Genomic DNA, 16,026 nt, shown 5'->3' with positions numbered 1-16,026 from the left:
AAGATTAGGAAAAATGAAGCGGATAACCATTAAGTGTAGTGTAAATCAGGGCGGGTGTGGTGGCGAATCGGATTGTGCTTTCCGGCATGCAGGCAGCAAAAAGGCACCCGCAGGTGCCCTTAGCTTATTTCTTATGAACGCGGTGACGTCTGCGGTTAAGCAGGGCACGGCGTCTGCGGTAGTGGCGGATCAACAAATACAGGGATGCCACGATACCGACAATCAGAAAAAAGACCGGGATCAGCAGCAGTGCGGTCATTACGGTTTTTTCATGTGCTTTGACAAACGGGATCTGATTGAGCACATACCCGAAGGTGGTAATAATCGCCACCCAGAGGAATCCGCTTAGCCAGTTAAAGAACTGGAAACGGCGGGCCGGCAGCGAGGAAAGACCTGCCAGCATCGGCAGCAGAGTACGGACAAAACCGAGAAAGCGGCCAATCAGCAGGGCATACAGACCGTGGCGGTTAAACAGCACTTCGGCTTTCTGATGATAATTTTTCGGGATCTGCGTCATCCAGCGCCTGACGGTTTTGGTATCACTCAGCCAGCGCCCCTGAACAAAACCCAGCCAGCTGCCGAACCCGGCGGCGGCGGTCAGAATCGCCAGTGTCGGCAGGAAATCCATTACGCCTTTCGCAATCAGTGCGCCTGACAAAATAAGCAGGGTATCCCCGGGCAGAAACGCGGTGGGCAGAATGCCGTTCTCCAGCACAATAACGGTGAAGAGGATAGCGTAAACCAGCCAGAGGACTTCGGGATTAGAGAGTGTGGCAAAATCGTGAGACCAGAGCGCACTCACAATCTCTGATAAACTAGACATTAGATTTCCTGTAAAACGAGATCCGGAACAACGGTACAGACAGTGTATCGCAAAAATTGCTCACTCGTTTGATTTGATCGGGTTTTTCTTCCGATTCACTGACGGTATAAAGGGAGGTTGGTGAATCATATCCTGAGTACAGTTCCTGTGCGTTTTATTTGTGGGGACGCCGGGCGGACTACTGAAAACCCTTAGCATTCTGTGTGGTATTTTCCGCCGGAATCGCATTTTTTTGGTAAACGGTAATGATAATTACTATCAAATTGCTCAGGGTTTGGTATGATCAGCGGGTTTCGTTTTTGGGTAGCGATGAATAACACGATTTATTTTTTGCTGAGAAAGAGTTCATAACAAAAGAGAGTTGAAGGCCAACTGATGCGTAATTTGACCGTTTCTGTGCTATTGGCATTATGTTTAACCGGCAGTGCATTCGCAGACAACACTGCTGCTGTCACACCAGCGACAACAACACCTGTCACCGCGCCGGCAGCAACAGCCGGTCAGCCTGCTCAGACACCGGAACAACCGGCAGCCCCGGTATCTGCAACCGATGTTCCTGTTCAGGAAATCAGTGCTGCACCGGCAGATGGTAACCGTGGCTTTGCGGCGGAATTGTCTGTGATTTCCATGTATCAGGGCGCGGATGTTATCGTTAAAACGGTTATGATCGGCCTTATTATCGCCTCAGTGATTACCTGGTCCATTTTCTTTGCCAAGGGCGCTGATCTTATCGCTTCCCGCCGCCGTATCCGCCGTGAAGCGGCTGCTATCAAAGATGCCCGCTCGCTGGATGAAGCGGCCGCGATTGCCGATACGTTCGGGAAAAAGAGCGTCACCCGGATGCTGGTACTTGACGCCGTGACTGAACGGACGGCATCAGAAAAAAGCCGTGATCTGAGTGGTATTAAAGACCGTGTGGCATTCCGCCAGGAGCGTATTGTTGCCGGTGTTGCCCGTCATATGGGGCGCGGTAACGGCTATCTGGCGACTATCGGGGCTATCTCACCGTTTGTCGGTCTGTTTGGTACCGTATGGGGTATCATGAACAGCTTTATCGGTATCGCCCACTCACAGACCACCAACCTCGCGGTTGTGGCGCCGGGGATTGCAGAAGCACTGCTGGCAACGGCACTGGGTCTGGTCGCGGCAATTCCTGCGGTCGTTATCTACAACATCTTTGCCCGTATGATCTCCGCTTACCGTGGTGACCTGGGGGATACCGCAGCACACACTATTTTATGGCTGGGCCGTGATCTCGACCTGGCAGACAGCAAAGCAGGGTAATATCTGATGGCAATGCGTCTTAATGAAGAGTCGGATGACAGCGGCGAATTGCATGAAATTAACGTCACACCGTTTATTGATGTGATGTTGGTTCTGCTGATCATCTTTATGGTGGCTGCGCCGCTGGCGACCGTTGATATTAAAGTGAATCTGCCTGCCTCAACGGCAAAACCACAGCCGCGTCCGGAAAAACCGGTCTTCCTGACGGTGAAAGCGGATAACCAGCTGCTGGTGGGCGAGCAGGAAGTCACGAAAGAAACACTGGCTCAGATCCTGGATCAGACCACGGAATCCAATAAGGAAACCACGATCTTCTTCCAGGCAGATAAAACCGTCGATTATGAAACGCTGATGGGCATTATGGATGCCCTGCGCAAAGCGGGATATCTGAAAGTCGGGTTAGTGGGTATGGAGTCTGCGGAGAAATAATCATCCGCAGCCTGAAATAAAAAAAGCCGTTCATGATGAACGGCTTTTTTGTTACCACTCCCGGATAGCCTCAGCGCGGCGGCGGGAGAGCTCGGCTTTGATATCCGCGCCTTTAAAACCGGCCTCAATTACCGGTTTGACGGCAACCTGTTGTGCCAGCGTGAAAGCTTCAGCCAGTAATTGTCCCTGCGGATAATCTGCTGTGTCCGGTGCTATCCGGCTGCGGTAATCCGCTTCACAAAGGACAGCCAGTTGTGTGATGCGTTCCGGTTTACGCCAGGCATCCAGTGAATCAAACAGGGTAATGATATCGTCAGCGGTCAGATGACTGATGTTATGAACAGTCCGGTAATGACGGGTGGCAAGCAGAGCCAGATCCCGTGCCGGGTTTGGCACCCGCAGGCGTTCAGACATCTTCTGAATTGCGGCTGTTCCTTCGGCGGTACTGTGACAGCTCAGATAAAGACACAATGCGGCAAAGCGGATGTCGGTGCTGTCTGTCAGAAGTACTGTCCGGCGCAGGAGCGAGGCTGTCAGGATGTCATAACCGGTCTGCCCGTCAGAGGTACAAAACAGGGCTTCCAGCTCCGGAAACAGTACCGCCAGCGCGCCGCAACGCCGCAGTACAGTAAAGTAGATATCCGGACGCGGACTGTTCAGGGCTTTTTCTGTCTCTTTCCAGACCCGTTCCGCCGTCAGATGAGTAAGCTCTCCCTGCTGTGTGATGGCAGACATCAGCCCGAGGGTTTCCGGCGCAATCACAAATCCTTGTGGTGAAAAACGGGCAGCAAAACGCGCCACCCGCAGCACACGCAGCGGATCTTCTGTAAACGCGGCAGAAACATGACGGAGTACCCGGTTTTTCAGATCATTCGCCCCGTGATACGGGTCATACAGCGTGCCGTCAGCCGATTGCGCCATGGCATTGATGGTCAGATCCCGGCGCTGTAAATCATCTTCCAGCGTGACATCCGGCGCACTGTAACAGGCAAATCCGGTGTATCCGGCCCCGGTTTTCCGCTCTGTCCGCGCCAGGGCATACTCCTCCCGGGTATCCGGATGGAGAAAAACAGGAAAATCGCGCCCGACCTGCTGAAAGCCGCGCGCCAGCATCATCTCAGGGGTGGCACCGACGACCACCCAGTCTCTGTCCGAGACAGGCAGACCCAGCAGGGCATCGCGGACTGCGCCGCCGACCAGATAAATATCCACACGTTTCTCCGTACTGCGGTTACAGTGAGGCTCAGTTCATCCAGCGATCTTTTTTCTTGCGGCGCGGGATCATGTGCGGCAGCAGCAGACCCAGCAGCAGACCGGCACCGGCTACACCGCCGCCGTACATAAACCATTGCAGGATAATATCGCGCTGTTTGTCATCCAGCTGAACACTGATGGCATCCAGTTTTTTCTTTGCGACCACAACCTGATTACGCAGGCTGTCATTCTCTTTTTTCAGGTTATTAATGATATCATCACTGGCAGCCACACGGTTTTGCATGTCAGCCGTTTTTTCGTTCCAGGTGCCGTCGATATTGGCGAGTTTGCCGCGCAGGGTTTTAATTTCTTCTTCCATCGCCGGAACGCGCTCTTTCAGGCTCGGCGTTGTGCTCAGCAGCTCTTTCGGTAACCAGACATCGCGGTTTTTACTGTCACGGACACGGACAAAACCGCTCTCATTATTCACATCAAGAACGGTGACTTTTTCACCGGAATTGAGTGAACCGGCAATGCGGTAACGGTTGCTCGGGCCGCTGTGAACATAGGTGGAGAGGTCATCAGAGACATAACGGATTTCTTCAGCATGGGCGGTAATGCTGACGGTTGCTGCAAACAGCAAAGGGAGTAAGGCGAGTTTTTTCATCGTCATAAGCTTTATCAATCGTTGGTTATGAATAGCATACTAATGAGTTAAGTGTGCGGGTGCAAACGGTAAACAGCCATGAGATTACTCTTAACAACGGAATAAATGACGGGATAAAGTGGATAAACAGCGAAAAATCCGGCTGTTTATAACAAATGAGTGTCATCTTTATCACGAATGCAGGGTCAGACTGACGATAAATAACGGGATAAGATTACGGGAATGTCTATGAGCGATTACGAAACAGAACTGAAATTTGCGGTAAAACCGGAAGCCATCACGGCGGTGATCACTGCGCTGACCACCTTCCCTCATCAGCATTTCCGTGCTGTCCGCCTGACCAACAGCTATTTTGAAACAGCTGACGACACACTGCGGCAGTGGGACATGGGACTGCGGATCCGGGGGTGTGATACCGAATATGAAATGACCCTGAAAACTGCCGGAAACGATATCGGCGGATTGCATCAGCGACCTGAATATAATATCCCGCTCTCCCGTCCGGAACTGGATTTATCAGCACTGCCTGCTGACGTCTGGCCGCCGGAAACGGATGTCGCGGCGCTGCAGTCATCACTGCGCGCCCGTTTTACCACCGATTTCGCCCGTGAAAAGTGGCTGCTGACAGTCAATCACAGTGTGGTGGAAGCGGTGCTGGATCAGGGCAGTGTGGTTGCCGGAGAGGCAGAAAGCCCTATCTGTGAATTTGAGATGGAGCTGAAAGAGGGCACCGCCGCTGATTTGCTGACAGCAGCCAAAGCCCTGGCGGAATTACCGGGGCTGCGCCTGGCCGGGCGCAGCAAAGCGGCGCGCGGTTACTGGCTGGCTCAGGGAGCACCGGTACCGGCATTGCCTGAGCTGTTCACAGAGTGGGATCCGCAGACTCCGCTGACGGATGTGGTTGTCCGTCTGATCAAACAGTGGCAGAGCCTGGAAGAAGCCTGGTTGCTGGATGCGGACGGTGCATTACCGGCATTGCGGCAAACCCTTTCTCTGCTGCTGACACTGGCGGACAACTATCCCGGTGCAGTGCCTGATTTTGTCCGCGACTGCCCGCTGCCGGAGGTGACGGCGGCACTGGCGGAAGCGGATGCAAAATCTGCGGATGTCTGTTTCAGTCCGGTATGGTTGCAGTGTAAACTGGCGTTCACGCAATGGGTTTTCGCACTGTGGATGGCGGCTCCTGCCATGCCGTAACCGGGTGTAGAGCTGTCATGTGAATCTGATAACAAAAGGAACATTGATGCTGCCGCTGACCCCGATACTCCGGCAAGCCGCTGAGCGGGTAACCGCCCGGCTTGATACCGGACTGGTGCCGTATTCTGAACAGGAAGCGCTGATTTTTGCCGGCAGTGATTTTGTGGCGGAGCAGTGTATCCGCCATCCGGACTGGCTCTCCGCCCTCCGCAATACCCCACCGCAGCCGGATGAATGGCAGGATTATGCTACCCGGCTGACAGAGATGATGGCGGATGCCGCACAGGAAGAGGATGTGATGCGGGTGCTGCGCCTGTTCCGTTATCAGATGCTGATGCGCATTGCCGTCATGCAGATCCTGCGCCGGAGCACAACGGAAGAGACGCTGCGCCAGCTCAGTGAACTGGCGGAAGTGTTGATTATTGCCGCCCGTGACTGGCTTTATCGGCGCTGTTGTGCGGATTGGGGCACACCCTGTTCGCCGGACGGCAGCGCGATGCCGCTGCTGACCCTCGGAATGGGAAAACTGGGTGGCGGCGAACTGAATTTTTCCTCCGATATTGATCTCATTTTTGCTTATCCGGAAAACGGTGTCACACAGGGAGGGCGCCGTGAGCTGGAAAATGCGCAGTTCTTTACCCGCCTGGGACAAAAAATTATCAGAATGCTGGATCACGCCACGGCGGACGGTTTCGTCTACCGCGTGGATATGCGCCTGCGGCCGTTCGGTGACAGCGGGCCGCTGGTGTTCAGTTTCTCTGCCCTGGAAGATTATTATCAGGAGCAGGGCCGTGACTGGGAGCGCTATGCGATGGTCAAAGCGCGTATTCTCGGCCGTGATGATTCTGCTTACAGTGAAACACTGCGCCGGATGCTGCGTCCGTTTGTCTACCGCCGTTATATCGATTTCAGTGTGATCCAGTCTCTGCGCAATATGAAAAGCATGATTGGCCGTGAAGTCCGGCGGCGCGGGCTGACCAACAATATTAAACTCGGTGCCGGGGGCATCCGGGAAGTGGAGTTTATCACCCAGGTCTTTCAGCTGATCCGCGGCGGACGTGAGCCGGGATTACAGACACAATCCCTGCATGCGGCACTGGCGGAAATCGCCCGTCTGGGGCTGCTCGGTGAGGAGCCGGTTGCGCAGTTGCTGGATGCTTACGCGTATCTGCGGCGGCTTGAAAATCTGCTGCAGGCGATTAATGACAGCCAGACACAGACGCTGCCGGACTCACCGCTGGATCAGGCGCGGCTGGCTCAGGGAATGGATGCAGCCTCGTGGGCGGATCTGGAAACGGTGCTGAACAGAAAAATGGCAGCAGTACACCAGATTTTTACCGACCTTATCGGCGAGGATGATGAGGAAAGTGACGATGAAACCGCGTTACAACCTTTTATCTCGTTGTGGGAGAGTGAGCCGGAACTGAGTGATATCACCTCACTGTTTCAGCTGAACGAGGACGATGCGGCACAGTTTCTGACCGGTTTACAGGGGTTCCGGCAGGATCTCGGCAAACGGACCATCGGGCCGCGCGGACGGGATGTGCTGGATCAGCTGCTGCCCAAACTGCTGGCGAAACTGGTATCACAACCGGATGCACAACAGGTGTTGCAGCGCCTGACGCCGCTGCTGCTCAGTATTGTCAGCCGGACCACCTATCTGGAGCTGCTGCTGGAATCCGATGTGGTACTGACCCATGTGGTGCGGCTGTGTGCGGCATCCCCGATGATCGCGGTGCAGCTGGCGCGCCATCCGCTGCTGCTGGATGAACTGCTGGATCCGGCTTCACTTTATCAGCCGCTGCCGCTGAATGCGTACCGTGATGAGTTACGCCAGTATCTGATGCGGGTTCCGGAGGACGATGAGGAGCAACAGCTTGAGGCACTGCGTCAGTTTAAGCAGGCGCAGTTGCTGCGGATTGCGGCAGAGGATATCACCGGTGTGCTGCCGGTGATGAAGGTGAGTGATCACCTTACCTGGCTGGCAGAAGCGATGATCGGCGCTGTGGTGCAGCAGGCGTGGGGGCAGATGGTCAGACGTTACGGCGAACCTGCGCATCTGACCCGCGACGGGGATAAAGGTTTTGCGGTGATCGGTTACGGCAAGCTGGGCGGCTGGGAACTGGGTTACAGCTCTGATCTTGACCTAGTGTTCCTGCTGGATTGCCCGGAAGGCACACAAACCACCGGCCCGCGTGAAATCGACGCACGGCAGTTCTATTTGCGGCTGGCGCAGCGCATTATGCATCTGTTCAGTACCCGTACCTCATCCGGCGTGCTGTATGAGGTGGATGCGCGTCTGCGTCCGTCCGGGGAGGCCGGGATGCTGGTCAGCACTTTGGAGGCGTTTGCGGATTATCAGCAGAACAGCGCCTGGACCTGGGAGCATCAGGCACTGATCCGCGCCCGTCAGGTGTACGGTGATGAGGCGATTGCCGCCCGTTTTGACAGTATCCGTCGTGATATTCTGTGTCGTCAGCGTGATAACGCACAGCTGAAACAGGATGTCCGTGAGATGCGCGAAAAGATGTATCAGCATCTCGGCAGCCGTGACGACAGTGTGTTTAATATTAAAACCGACCCGGGCGGGATCACGGACATTGAATTTATCGCCCAGTATCTGGTGCTGCATTTTGCGCCGGAAAATAAAGCGCTGATCCGCTGGTCTGATAATGTCCGGATTTTTGAACTGATGGCAAATTATGATGTGATGCCGGAAGAGGAGTCACTGCGGCTGACTGCGGCCTATATTATGATGCGCGACAGGCTGCATCATCTTTCTTTGCAGGATAAATCCGGTGTGGTGCCGCTGACGGAATTTGCCGCTGAGCGCGAATTTGTCCGCGCCCGCTGGCAGCATTGGCTCGGGGAATAAGCACCGGCTGCTGCACGCGGATTTTCTGTCCGGCGGCCGGTTTGTGATATTATCAGCAATAATTTCGTTATTCATAAGGTGGAGCAGGGGATGAAAGTAACACTCCCGGATTTTCAGAATGCCGCAGTTTTAGTCGTCGGTGATGTGATGTTAGACCGTTACTGGCACGGGCCGACCAGCCGGATCTCCCCGGAAGCCCCGGTACCGGTGGTGAAAGTCACTGAAATTGAAGAGCGTCCCGGCGGCGCGGCAAACGTGGCCATGAATATTGCGTCTCTGGGCGCAAATTCGCGCCTCGTGGGTCTGACCGGTATTGATGACGCCGCCCGCGCACTGACCGAGCGCCTGAATGATGTGAAAGTCCGCTGTGATTTTGTCGGCCTGCCGACACACCCGACGATCACCAAGCTGCGTGTGTTATCCCGCAGCCAGCAGCTGATCCGCCTGGATTTTGAAGAAGGTTTTTCGGATGTCGATCCGCAGCCGATGCTTGAGCGTATCGCACAGGCGCTGCCGCACATCGGTGCGCTGGTGCTGTCAGATTACGCCAAAGGCGCGCTGGCGCATGTGGAAGAGATGATCGCACTGGCCCGTAAATCCGGCGTGCCGATCCTGATCGACCCGAAAGGCACCGATTTCGCCCGTTATCGTGGTGCCACCCTGCTGACGCCGAATATGTCTGAGTTTGAGGCCGTAGCCGGGAAATGCACTGATAATGCCGATATCGAAGAAAAAGGGCTGAACGTTATCCGTGATTTCGATTTGCAGGCACTGCTGGTGACCCGCTCCGAGCAGGGCATGAGCCTGCTGCGTCCGGGACAGCCAGCCCTGCATCTGCCGACACAGGCGCAGGAAGTGTTTGATGTGACCGGTGCCGGAGATACGGTAATCGGTGTGCTGGCAACCTCGCTGGCTGCCGGGAAAACCCTGGATGAATCCTGTGCGCTGGCCAATGCCGCCGCAGGTGTTGTGGTCGGTAAGCTGGGGACATCCACCGTATCACCGGTTGAGCTGGAAAATGCTGTGCGCGGCCGCAGTGATAACGGCTTTGGTGTGATGACTGAAGCAGAGCTGCATCAGGCGGTGGCGGATGCCCGTCAGCGCGGCGAGAAAGTGGTGATGACCAACGGCTGTTTCGACATTCTGCACGCCGGGCACGTCTCTTACCTTGCCAATGCGCGCAAACTGGGGGATCGCCTGATTGTGGCAGTGAACAGTGATGCTTCCACCAAGCGCCTGAAAGGAGAAAGCCGTCCGGTTAACCCGCTGGATCAGCGGATGATTGTGCTCGGCGCGCTGGGTGCCGTGGACTGGGTGGTGCCGTTTGAGGAAGATACGCCGCAGCGTCTGATTGCTTCTGTTCTGCCTGATGTGCTGGTGAAGGGCGGGGATTATCGTCCGGAGGAGATTGCCGGCAGTGAGGAAGTGTGGGCTGCAGGCGGGGAAGTGAAAGTCCTCAATTTTGAGGATGGCATTTCCACCACCAACATCATCAATACGATCAATAAATCAAAGTAACCGGCTGATTATGCAGGAGATACGCACGGCGTATCTCCTGTTGTCATTACTCGCCGCCTTTTTCCGCCAGGCGCGCTTCCAGCTCTGTCAGACGTTTTTCCATCTGCGACAGTTTTTCGCGGGTGCGCAGCAGCACCTGAGTCTGCACATCAAACTCTTCGCGGTTGACTAAATCCAGTTTGCCGAGCTGTGACTGTAAAATGGCACGCATCTTTTTATCGATATCCGCTCCGATCTCCCGCACACCTTTCGGCAGCGCGCTTTGCAGCTGTGTGGCAATCTGTTCAATTTTTTTCGGGTCAATCATGAGTTTTCCTTTCTGAGCCGGAGGATCGTTATGCCGCAAATAGTAACCTGTTACGGGATTCTGAACCAGTCTGAGTTCTCATTTTGAGCCCCCGGTAAAAATAACCACTGGCTGAGATGATTTATCGGGGGTATAGTGATCACGCTATCTCAGGGCGGGGTGAAAGTCCCCACCGGCGGTAAACATTCCATTGCGAATGAAGCCCGCGAGCGCTTCACCCAGGTGAAGGTCAGCAGATCCGGTGTAATTCCGGGGCCGACGGTTATAGTCCGGATGGGAGAGAGTCAGCATCAGCCGGGCAATATCTGCCCGTCCGATCGCATATCATCAATTATCTGTGCGGGTGACAGCCTGCTGCGGCATGATGTTATGATATGTATGCAACTCCTAAGATGCCCTGGTTCTGGTAATCATTTTTAATTACGATGAGGTTTATTTACCATGAATCAGACGCTGTTATCAGATTACGGCAATCCGATTGAACGTGCAGAACGTGCCATTGAAGCTATCCGTCAGGGACGGGGTGTGATGGTACTCGATGATGAAAACCGCGAAAACGAAGGCGACATGGTGTTCGCCGCCGAAACCATCACCGTTGAGCAGATGGCACTGACCATCCGCCACGGCAGTGGTATTGTGTGCCTGTGCCTGACTGACGAACGCCGTCAGCAGCTTGAGCTGCCGATGATGGTGGAGAACAACTCCAGCCAGTTCAAAACCGGCTTTACCGTCACGATTGAAGCCGCTCACGGTGTGACCACCGGGGTGTCTGCGGCTGACCGCGTCACCACCATCCGCGCTGCGGTGGCCGATGGCGCTGTTCCGGCGGATCTGAACCGTCCCGGTCATGTATTCCCGCTGCGTGCGCAGAACGGTGGTGTGTTAACCCGCCGCGGTCATACCGAAGCCTCTGTTGACCTGGCGACACTCGCCGGTCTGAAGCCGTACGGTGTGCTGTGTGAACTGACCAACGATGACGGCTCAATGGCCCGCGCACCGGAAGTCATTGTGTTTGCAAAAGCCCATGATATGCCGGTTGTGACGATTGATGATCTGGTACAGTACCGCGAACAGTTAATGGCGAAAGCGGGCTGAGATCACTGACAGGGTCAGTAACTGAACAAGAGTGAAATCCTGAGAATGCCGCTGCTGACACAGCGGCATTTTTGTCTCCGCTCTCCCGTCATATTTTTTGAATAACTTCATCATGATTACCCTGCGTGATAAATCCCGGAATGGCATACACTGATCTCAGTGAACAATTTTTGTGTGAGGTCAGCAATGAAACGATTACCGGCTCTGTTTGCGGGTCACGGCAGCCCGATGAATGTCCTGGAAACCAACCGTTATACCGAAACCTGGCGGCAGCTGGGCGAACAGATGCCGCGTCCGTCCGCTATTCTGGTGATTTCCGCGCACTGGTATACGCAGGGGACGTGGCTGACATCGGCTGCGCATCCGCGCACTATCCATGATTTTCGTGGTTTCCCGCAGGCACTGCATGAAACGGAATATCCGGCTCCCGGATCCTCAGCGCTGGTGGCGCGGGTAAAAGATCTGCTCAGTGATGATAATATCGGTGAAGATCACGGCGAGTGGGGGTTAGATCACGGCAGCTGGGGGATCTTAGTGAAAATGTATCCGGAGGCGGATATCCCGGTGGTGCAGCTCAGCCTCGACGGCAGCAAACCGGCACAGTGGCATTATGATACCGGCCGTAAGCTGGCGTCACTGCGTGATGAAGGTGTGCTGGTGCTCGGCAGCGGTAATGTGGTGCATAATTTGCGTGAGATGGACTGGCAGAATGCACAGGCGGAGCCGTATCCGTGGGCAGTGAGTTTTAATAATTTTGTGCGTGATAATCTGGAGAGCGACACCCGGCCGCATCCGCTGGTGAATGCGCTTGAGCGCGAAGACGGCAAGCGGTCAAATCCGTCGCCGGAACACTATCTGCCGTTGCTCTATATCCTTGGCATGCGGCAGGGCAGTGAGCCTGTCACCGTGCCGGTGGATGGCATTGAATCCGGTTCACTGAGTATGCTGACGGTGAAAGTCGGCTGACGATGTCTTTTCGTTATAAAAAATCCCCGCGATACCGGATATCGCGGGGATTTTTGTATCAGCCAGAGACTATTCGTCAGTCAATAATGACATGCGGATAGAAACGGGAGAGATCCTGGGTGATAAGCTCTTTATCTTCACGGATGCAGATCCCGGCAGATTCATCATTCACCAGCCAGCTGCCCACGAGGGTATAGCTGTCGCCGAATTTCGGCAGGGGATGGAACTGCTGGACAATCATACCTTCTTCACCGTAAGGGCCATCCGCGGCAGCAATTTCTTTGCCGTTTTCGATAATACGGATATTGGCACCTTCGCGGGAAAACAGCGGCTTGATGACGTAGCTCTCCATTTCCGGATACGGTTTATCCGCAAAATAGGCAGGCAGCAGGTTCGGGTGATCCGGGAACATTTCCCACAGCATCGGCAGCAGGGCTTTGTTGGAGATGATGCTCTTCCAGGCCGGTTCCAGCCAGCGTACACCGGCATCTGCCAGCTTAGTGGAGAAAATCTCCCGCATCATAAATTCCCACGGATAGAGTTTAAACATATTGCTGATAACCTGATCCTGAAGATCAGTAAACTCACCGCGATCGCCCAGCCCGATATCTTCAATAAACAGAAAATCAGTGGTGATACCGGCTTCCTGTGCGCAGTCCTGTAAATACTGGATAGTGCCGCGATCTTCCACGGAATCCTGACAGCAGGCCATGTGCAGATAACGGAACCCGTACTCTTCCGCCAGCACCCCGAAACGCTCAATCAGCTTTTCCTGGATGGCGTTGAACTGATCGGCATTTTCCGGCAGGTTACCGGCGGCAATCTGGTCTTCCAGCCAGATCCACTGGAAGAAAGCGGATTCATACAGTGATGTCGGCGTATCCGCATTATTTTCCAGTAATTTCGGCGGGTTAACGCCGTCATAGGCCAGATCCAGACGTGAATAAAGTGACGGCTGGCGGGTTGCCCATGACTCACGCACGAAATCCCAACAGTGTTTCGGGATTTGGAAACGGGTCATCAGCTCGTCACTTTGTGTGACCTTATCCACCACCTGAAGACACATCTGATGCAGTTCGTTGGTCACTTCCTCGATTTCATCGATTTGTGCCAGAGTGAACTGATAACAGGCATCTTCTGACCAGTACGGCTCGTCGTACATGGTATGAAAATGAAAGCCGAATTCCTCAGCTTTCCCGCGCCAGTCAGGGCGCTCGCTAATCGCTGTACGTTTCATGTAAATCAGCCGCCCATTGAACGGGAGGATGAACTGCTGCCGGATGAGCGCTGCATGGTGTTCTGTTTCGCCACGCTGTCACCGAAGCCGCCGCGTGTGGTGGTGGTTGTGGTGGCCGGTTTTGGTGCCATGGCGGTTTTCGGTACCGTCATGGAGCGCCCGCCGGTGGCAGAGCCGTAGTTCTTGCCGGTGGCATCAACAAATTTACCGTTGGCCGGGCTTGCCGGGTTACGGGACGTGAACAGCGGCTGAGAGTTTGCGGCACCGCCACCCATCATACGGCCCATCATATAACCGGCCATCAGCGGCATCCAGAAGCTGCCGGAGGCCTGGGCAGGCTGCTGCTGGCTGTTGTTTGCCAGTTCTGTTGGTGCCTGGGTACACTGGGCTTCACCGAATTCCGCCACACAATCTTCGCGGGTGGCATATTTCGGTGCGGTTTTTGCCGCCTCTTCCAGTGCGTTGTTATAAGCAGTGGTACATTCACCGGCCTGTGACGGGTTCGCGGCGGAGCACTGCTCTGCGGTGGTGTAGAGCGCAACGGTTTCATCGGCTTCATCGCAGGCGGTTAACATCAGAACAGCGCCGACAGCAGCCGCAACAGGTGCCAGGCGATACTGACGCCAGGTTTTGCGGAAAGCATCGCGGTTAATATTTTTGGTGCGTTTCATTGTCATCGTCGTTATATCCGGAAACGGTTTTATGGGGAGGTAATATCTGTCTAGGATAGGGGAAAATTGTGTTAAATTAAAGTAATAATCAGATTTTTGCGTCTGACGTCAATTAAATCAGATTAACAGAAAAAAAAGATACCGGTATGGCGGTATTTTTACGGATAAAGTACACATTACGGGGGTAATTATATTGCAGTTTCCGGTATATAACCTGATATTTCACTGCCCGGCAGAAGGATTATCCGTAAAAATAGCAAAAACATAAAAAAACCCGCCGAAGGCGGGTTTTTATCATCACAATACGAAAATCAGCGGGTGGTCGGTGCCACGGAAGCCGGTGATGTGGAAATGGTTTTACCCAGCACCTGGTTGAGACGCAGGATATCGTCTTCATTCAGTGTACCGCGTGCCTGACCGATATAAAGCTGGTTAATCAGATAGTCATAACGGGCATTGGACAGGCTTTTCTTCGCTTCATACAGGGTAGTGGTGGCGTTCAGCACATCCACAATCGTACGGGTACCCACCTGATAACCGGCTTCGGTTGCATTGAGTGAGCTTTCCGCCGAGGTCACAACCTGTTTGTAGGCGTTCACGCTGCTGATTGAGGCGTTGATATTGTTGTAAGAAGAGCGGGTGGTCTGCACCACCTGACGGAGTGTCGCTTCCAGCTTTTCACTGGCGGCGGTATAGCCGTACTGAGCCTGATCAACCTGTGATGAGACGTTGCCGCCGGTGTACAGCGGGATACTGACGTTCACACCGATGGAGCTCTGGCCGGCGTAGCTGTTATCCGGACGGCCATTAGGGTAGCCGCTGCCGCTGTAGTCTGTGTTGGTAACCCCGGTACTGGCAGTCAGACCTACCGTCGGATAGTGACCGGATTCTGCCAGGCTGATTTGCTCTTTCGCCAGATTACGGCTCAGTGTGGCGCTCAGCAGATTCAGGTTACGTTCCTGTGCTTCTTTCAGCAGGGCTTCGATGGCATCCGGGGCATTGGTTTTAAAGCGGTTAACATCCAGAGAGGCTAATTCGCTGTAATAAATACCGCTCACCTGACGGAGCACTTCAATGGCGTTTTCGACATCGTTACGGCCTGCCACTTCCTGAGCCAGAACACTGTCGTAGTTAGCACGGGCGTTCTGTACGTCAGTAATGGCGACCAGGCCAACATTGAAACGCTGAGTGGTCTGATCCAGCTGACGGTAGACGGCTTCTTTCTGTGCCTGTACGAAGGACAGGGTATCCAGCGCGCGCAGAACATTAAAGTAAGCAACGGCGGTATCGACAATCAGCTGCTGTTGTGCGCTCTGGAATGTGATGTCACTGATCCCGGCAGTTTGTTCCTGCAGGTTCAGCTGACGCCATTTGCTCATATCAAAAATCGTCTGAGTCAGTCCCAGCTGTGCATTCAGTGCATTATTACGTTGATTACTGTTATCACGGTAACCACTGTTATAATTATAACCCCCGCTTAAACCTAACTGCGGCAGTAACGGACTGCGGGCTTCGTTAATTTTTTCAAACGCCTGGTTACGTTCAGCCTGAGTCTGACGGAGGGTCGGGTTGGTCTCTTTCGCTTTTTGATAAACCTGCAGGAGGTCTTCAGCCTGGGTGACAGAGCTGAAACCTGCCACACTCACAGCAATGAGAAGAGAAAGCAGTTTCTTCATTAGGATTCCTTTTTGCACAGCGCTAATCTGTCAGTTGCCTCACGGGAAGCACCAAATGGCTTTAATTCTAGCAGAGTCCGCTCGCTA

Annotated in this window: 14 protein-coding genes and 1 riboswitch; of the genes, 7 read left to right on the top strand and 7 right to left on the bottom strand. The window is 54.2% G+C overall.

The features are described from left to right. Positions 1 to 124: 124 nt before the first annotated feature. The gene (locus ACF8OF_RS03735) at positions 125 to 823 is read right to left on the bottom strand and encodes a DedA family protein (protein ID WP_262867841.1); all 699 of its coding nucleotides are present in this window, start codon (positions 821 to 823) and stop codon (positions 125 to 127) included. Positions 824 to 1,198: 375 nt separating this feature from the next. On the opposite strand from ACF8OF_RS03735, the gene exbB reads away from it, so the two are divergent. After that, positions 1,199 to 2,107, top strand: coding sequence for a tonB-system energizer ExbB (gene exbB / locus ACF8OF_RS03730; protein WP_262858991.1), 909 nt, complete (start codon positions 1,199 to 1,201; stop codon positions 2,105 to 2,107). A 6-nt stretch (positions 2,108 to 2,113) separates the two neighbouring features. Continuing rightward, on the top strand, positions 2,114 to 2,536 hold the full coding sequence (gene exbD / locus ACF8OF_RS03725) for a TonB system transport protein ExbD (protein WP_004237145.1): 423 nt from the start codon (positions 2,114 to 2,116) through the stop codon (positions 2,534 to 2,536). Positions 2,537 to 2,587: 51 nt separating this feature from the next. Here exbD and ACF8OF_RS03720 read toward each other — a convergent pair whose 3' ends face one another. Beyond that, positions 2,588 to 3,748, bottom strand: a complete 1,161-nt coding sequence (locus tag ACF8OF_RS03720; protein WP_392495753.1) for a multifunctional CCA addition/repair protein — start codon at positions 3,746 to 3,748, stop codon at positions 2,588 to 2,590. A 31-nt stretch (positions 3,749 to 3,779) separates the two neighbouring features. Beyond that, a complete protein-coding gene (locus tag ACF8OF_RS03715) occupies positions 3,780 to 4,397 on the bottom strand; it encodes a TIGR04211 family SH3 domain-containing protein (protein ID WP_025153810.1) in 618 nt (205 codons plus the stop codon). 228 nt (positions 4,398 to 4,625) lie between these two features. Between ACF8OF_RS03715 and ACF8OF_RS03710 the strand changes: the two genes are divergently transcribed. The 3 genes from ACF8OF_RS03710 (at position 4,626) to hldE (ending at position 9,987) form a co-directional block, all read left to right on the top strand. Beyond that, positions 4,626 to 5,594, top strand: a complete 969-nt coding sequence (locus ACF8OF_RS03710; protein WP_279797376.1) for an inorganic triphosphatase — start codon at positions 4,626 to 4,628, stop codon at positions 5,592 to 5,594. A 46-nt stretch (positions 5,595 to 5,640) separates the two neighbouring features. Next, positions 5,641 to 8,469, top strand: a complete 2,829-nt coding sequence (glnE, locus tag ACF8OF_RS03705) for a bifunctional [glutamate--ammonia ligase]-adenylyl-L-tyrosine phosphorylase/[glutamate--ammonia-ligase] adenylyltransferase (protein ID WP_392495751.1) — start codon at positions 5,641 to 5,643, stop codon at positions 8,467 to 8,469. Positions 8,470 to 8,559: 90 nt separating this feature from the next. Then, positions 8,560 to 9,987 (top strand): bifunctional D-glycero-beta-D-manno-heptose-7-phosphate kinase/D-glycero-beta-D-manno-heptose 1-phosphate adenylyltransferase HldE, encoded by a 1,428-nt coding sequence (gene hldE, locus ACF8OF_RS03700; RefSeq protein ID WP_262862660.1) that lies wholly within the window; start codon positions 8,560 to 8,562, stop codon positions 9,985 to 9,987. A 46-nt stretch (positions 9,988 to 10,033) separates the two neighbouring features. On the opposite strand, the gene ACF8OF_RS03695 is transcribed toward hldE, so the two are convergent. Next, the gene (locus tag ACF8OF_RS03695) at positions 10,034 to 10,294 is read right to left on the bottom strand and encodes an accessory factor UbiK family protein (protein ID WP_262858986.1); all 261 of its coding nucleotides are present in this window, start codon (positions 10,292 to 10,294) and stop codon (positions 10,034 to 10,036) included. Positions 10,295 to 10,435: 141 nt separating this feature from the next. Further along, positions 10,436 to 10,581: riboswitch (FMN riboswitch) on the top strand. A 154-nt stretch (positions 10,582 to 10,735) separates the two neighbouring features. Between ACF8OF_RS03695 and ribB the strand changes: the two genes are divergently transcribed. Beyond that, complete coding sequence (ribB, locus tag ACF8OF_RS03690) at positions 10,736 to 11,389, top strand: 3,4-dihydroxy-2-butanone-4-phosphate synthase (protein ID WP_004237153.1); 654 nt, start codon at positions 10,736 to 10,738, stop codon at positions 11,387 to 11,389. A gap of 186 nt (positions 11,390 to 11,575) precedes the next feature. Next, entirely contained in the window at positions 11,576 to 12,355 is a 780-nt protein-coding gene (gene ygiD / locus ACF8OF_RS03685; RefSeq protein WP_392495750.1) for a 4,5-DOPA dioxygenase extradiol, read from the top strand. Positions 12,356 to 12,431: 76 nt separating this feature from the next. Here ygiD and ACF8OF_RS03680 read toward each other — a convergent pair whose 3' ends face one another. From ACF8OF_RS03680 to tolC, 3 genes are all read right to left on the bottom strand, one after another. Further along, complete coding sequence (locus tag ACF8OF_RS03680; RefSeq protein ID WP_262882961.1) at positions 12,432 to 13,592, bottom strand: glutathionylspermidine synthase family protein; 1,161 nt, start codon at positions 13,590 to 13,592, stop codon at positions 12,432 to 12,434. Between the two features lie 5 nt (positions 13,593 to 13,597). Then, positions 13,598 to 14,263 carry a DUF1190 family protein gene (locus tag ACF8OF_RS03675; RefSeq protein WP_262859039.1) on the bottom strand — a complete coding sequence of 222 codons (666 nt, stop codon included), beginning with the start codon at positions 14,261 to 14,263 and terminating at the stop codon, positions 13,598 to 13,600. A 311-nt stretch (positions 14,264 to 14,574) separates the two neighbouring features. Next, entirely contained in the window at positions 14,575 to 15,939 is a 1,365-nt protein-coding gene (tolC, locus tag ACF8OF_RS03670; protein WP_262882960.1) for an outer membrane channel protein TolC, read from the bottom strand. Positions 15,940 to 16,026: the final 87 nt, after the last annotated feature.

Source organism: Morganella sp. TYF_1, from assembly GCF_043105645.1.
GTDB lineage: Bacteria > Pseudomonadota > Gammaproteobacteria > Enterobacterales > Enterobacteriaceae > Morganella > Morganella morganii_B.
This window is presented reverse-complemented; position numbering and strand designations above follow the sequence as displayed.

Excerpts from the sequence above, each read along its gene's own strand:
- ACF8OF_RS03735 (WP_262867841.1), bottom strand. The coding sequence starts at position 823 with ATGTCTAGTTTATCAGAGATTGTGAGTGCGCTCTGGTCTCACGATTTT.
- exbB (WP_262858991.1), top strand. The coding sequence starts at position 1,199 with ATGCGTAATTTGACCGTTTCTGTGCTATTGGCATTATGTTTAACCGGC.
- exbD (WP_004237145.1), top strand. The coding sequence starts at position 2,114 with ATGGCAATGCGTCTTAATGAAGAGTCGGATGACAGCGGCGAATTGCAT.
- ACF8OF_RS03715 (WP_025153810.1), bottom strand. The coding sequence starts at position 4,397 with ATGAAAAAACTCGCCTTACTCCCTTTGCTGTTTGCAGCAACCGTCAGC.
- ACF8OF_RS03710 (WP_279797376.1), top strand. The coding sequence starts at position 4,626 with ATGAGCGATTACGAAACAGAACTGAAATTTGCGGTAAAACCGGAAGCC.
- glnE (WP_392495751.1), top strand. The coding sequence starts at position 5,641 with ATGCTGCCGCTGACCCCGATACTCCGGCAAGCCGCTGAGCGGGTAACC.
- hldE (WP_262862660.1), top strand. The coding sequence starts at position 8,560 with ATGAAAGTAACACTCCCGGATTTTCAGAATGCCGCAGTTTTAGTCGTC.
- ACF8OF_RS03695 (WP_262858986.1), bottom strand. The coding sequence starts at position 10,294 with ATGATTGACCCGAAAAAAATTGAACAGATTGCCACACAGCTGCAAAGC.
- ribB (WP_004237153.1), top strand. The coding sequence starts at position 10,736 with ATGAATCAGACGCTGTTATCAGATTACGGCAATCCGATTGAACGTGCA.
- ygiD (WP_392495750.1), top strand. The coding sequence starts at position 11,576 with ATGAAACGATTACCGGCTCTGTTTGCGGGTCACGGCAGCCCGATGAAT.
- ACF8OF_RS03680 (WP_262882961.1), bottom strand. The coding sequence starts at position 13,592 with ATGAAACGTACAGCGATTAGCGAGCGCCCTGACTGGCGCGGGAAAGCT.
- ACF8OF_RS03675 (WP_262859039.1), bottom strand. The coding sequence starts at position 14,263 with ATGAAACGCACCAAAAATATTAACCGCGATGCTTTCCGCAAAACCTGG.
- tolC (WP_262882960.1), bottom strand. The coding sequence starts at position 15,939 with ATGAAGAAACTGCTTTCTCTTCTCATTGCTGTGAGTGTGGCAGGTTTC.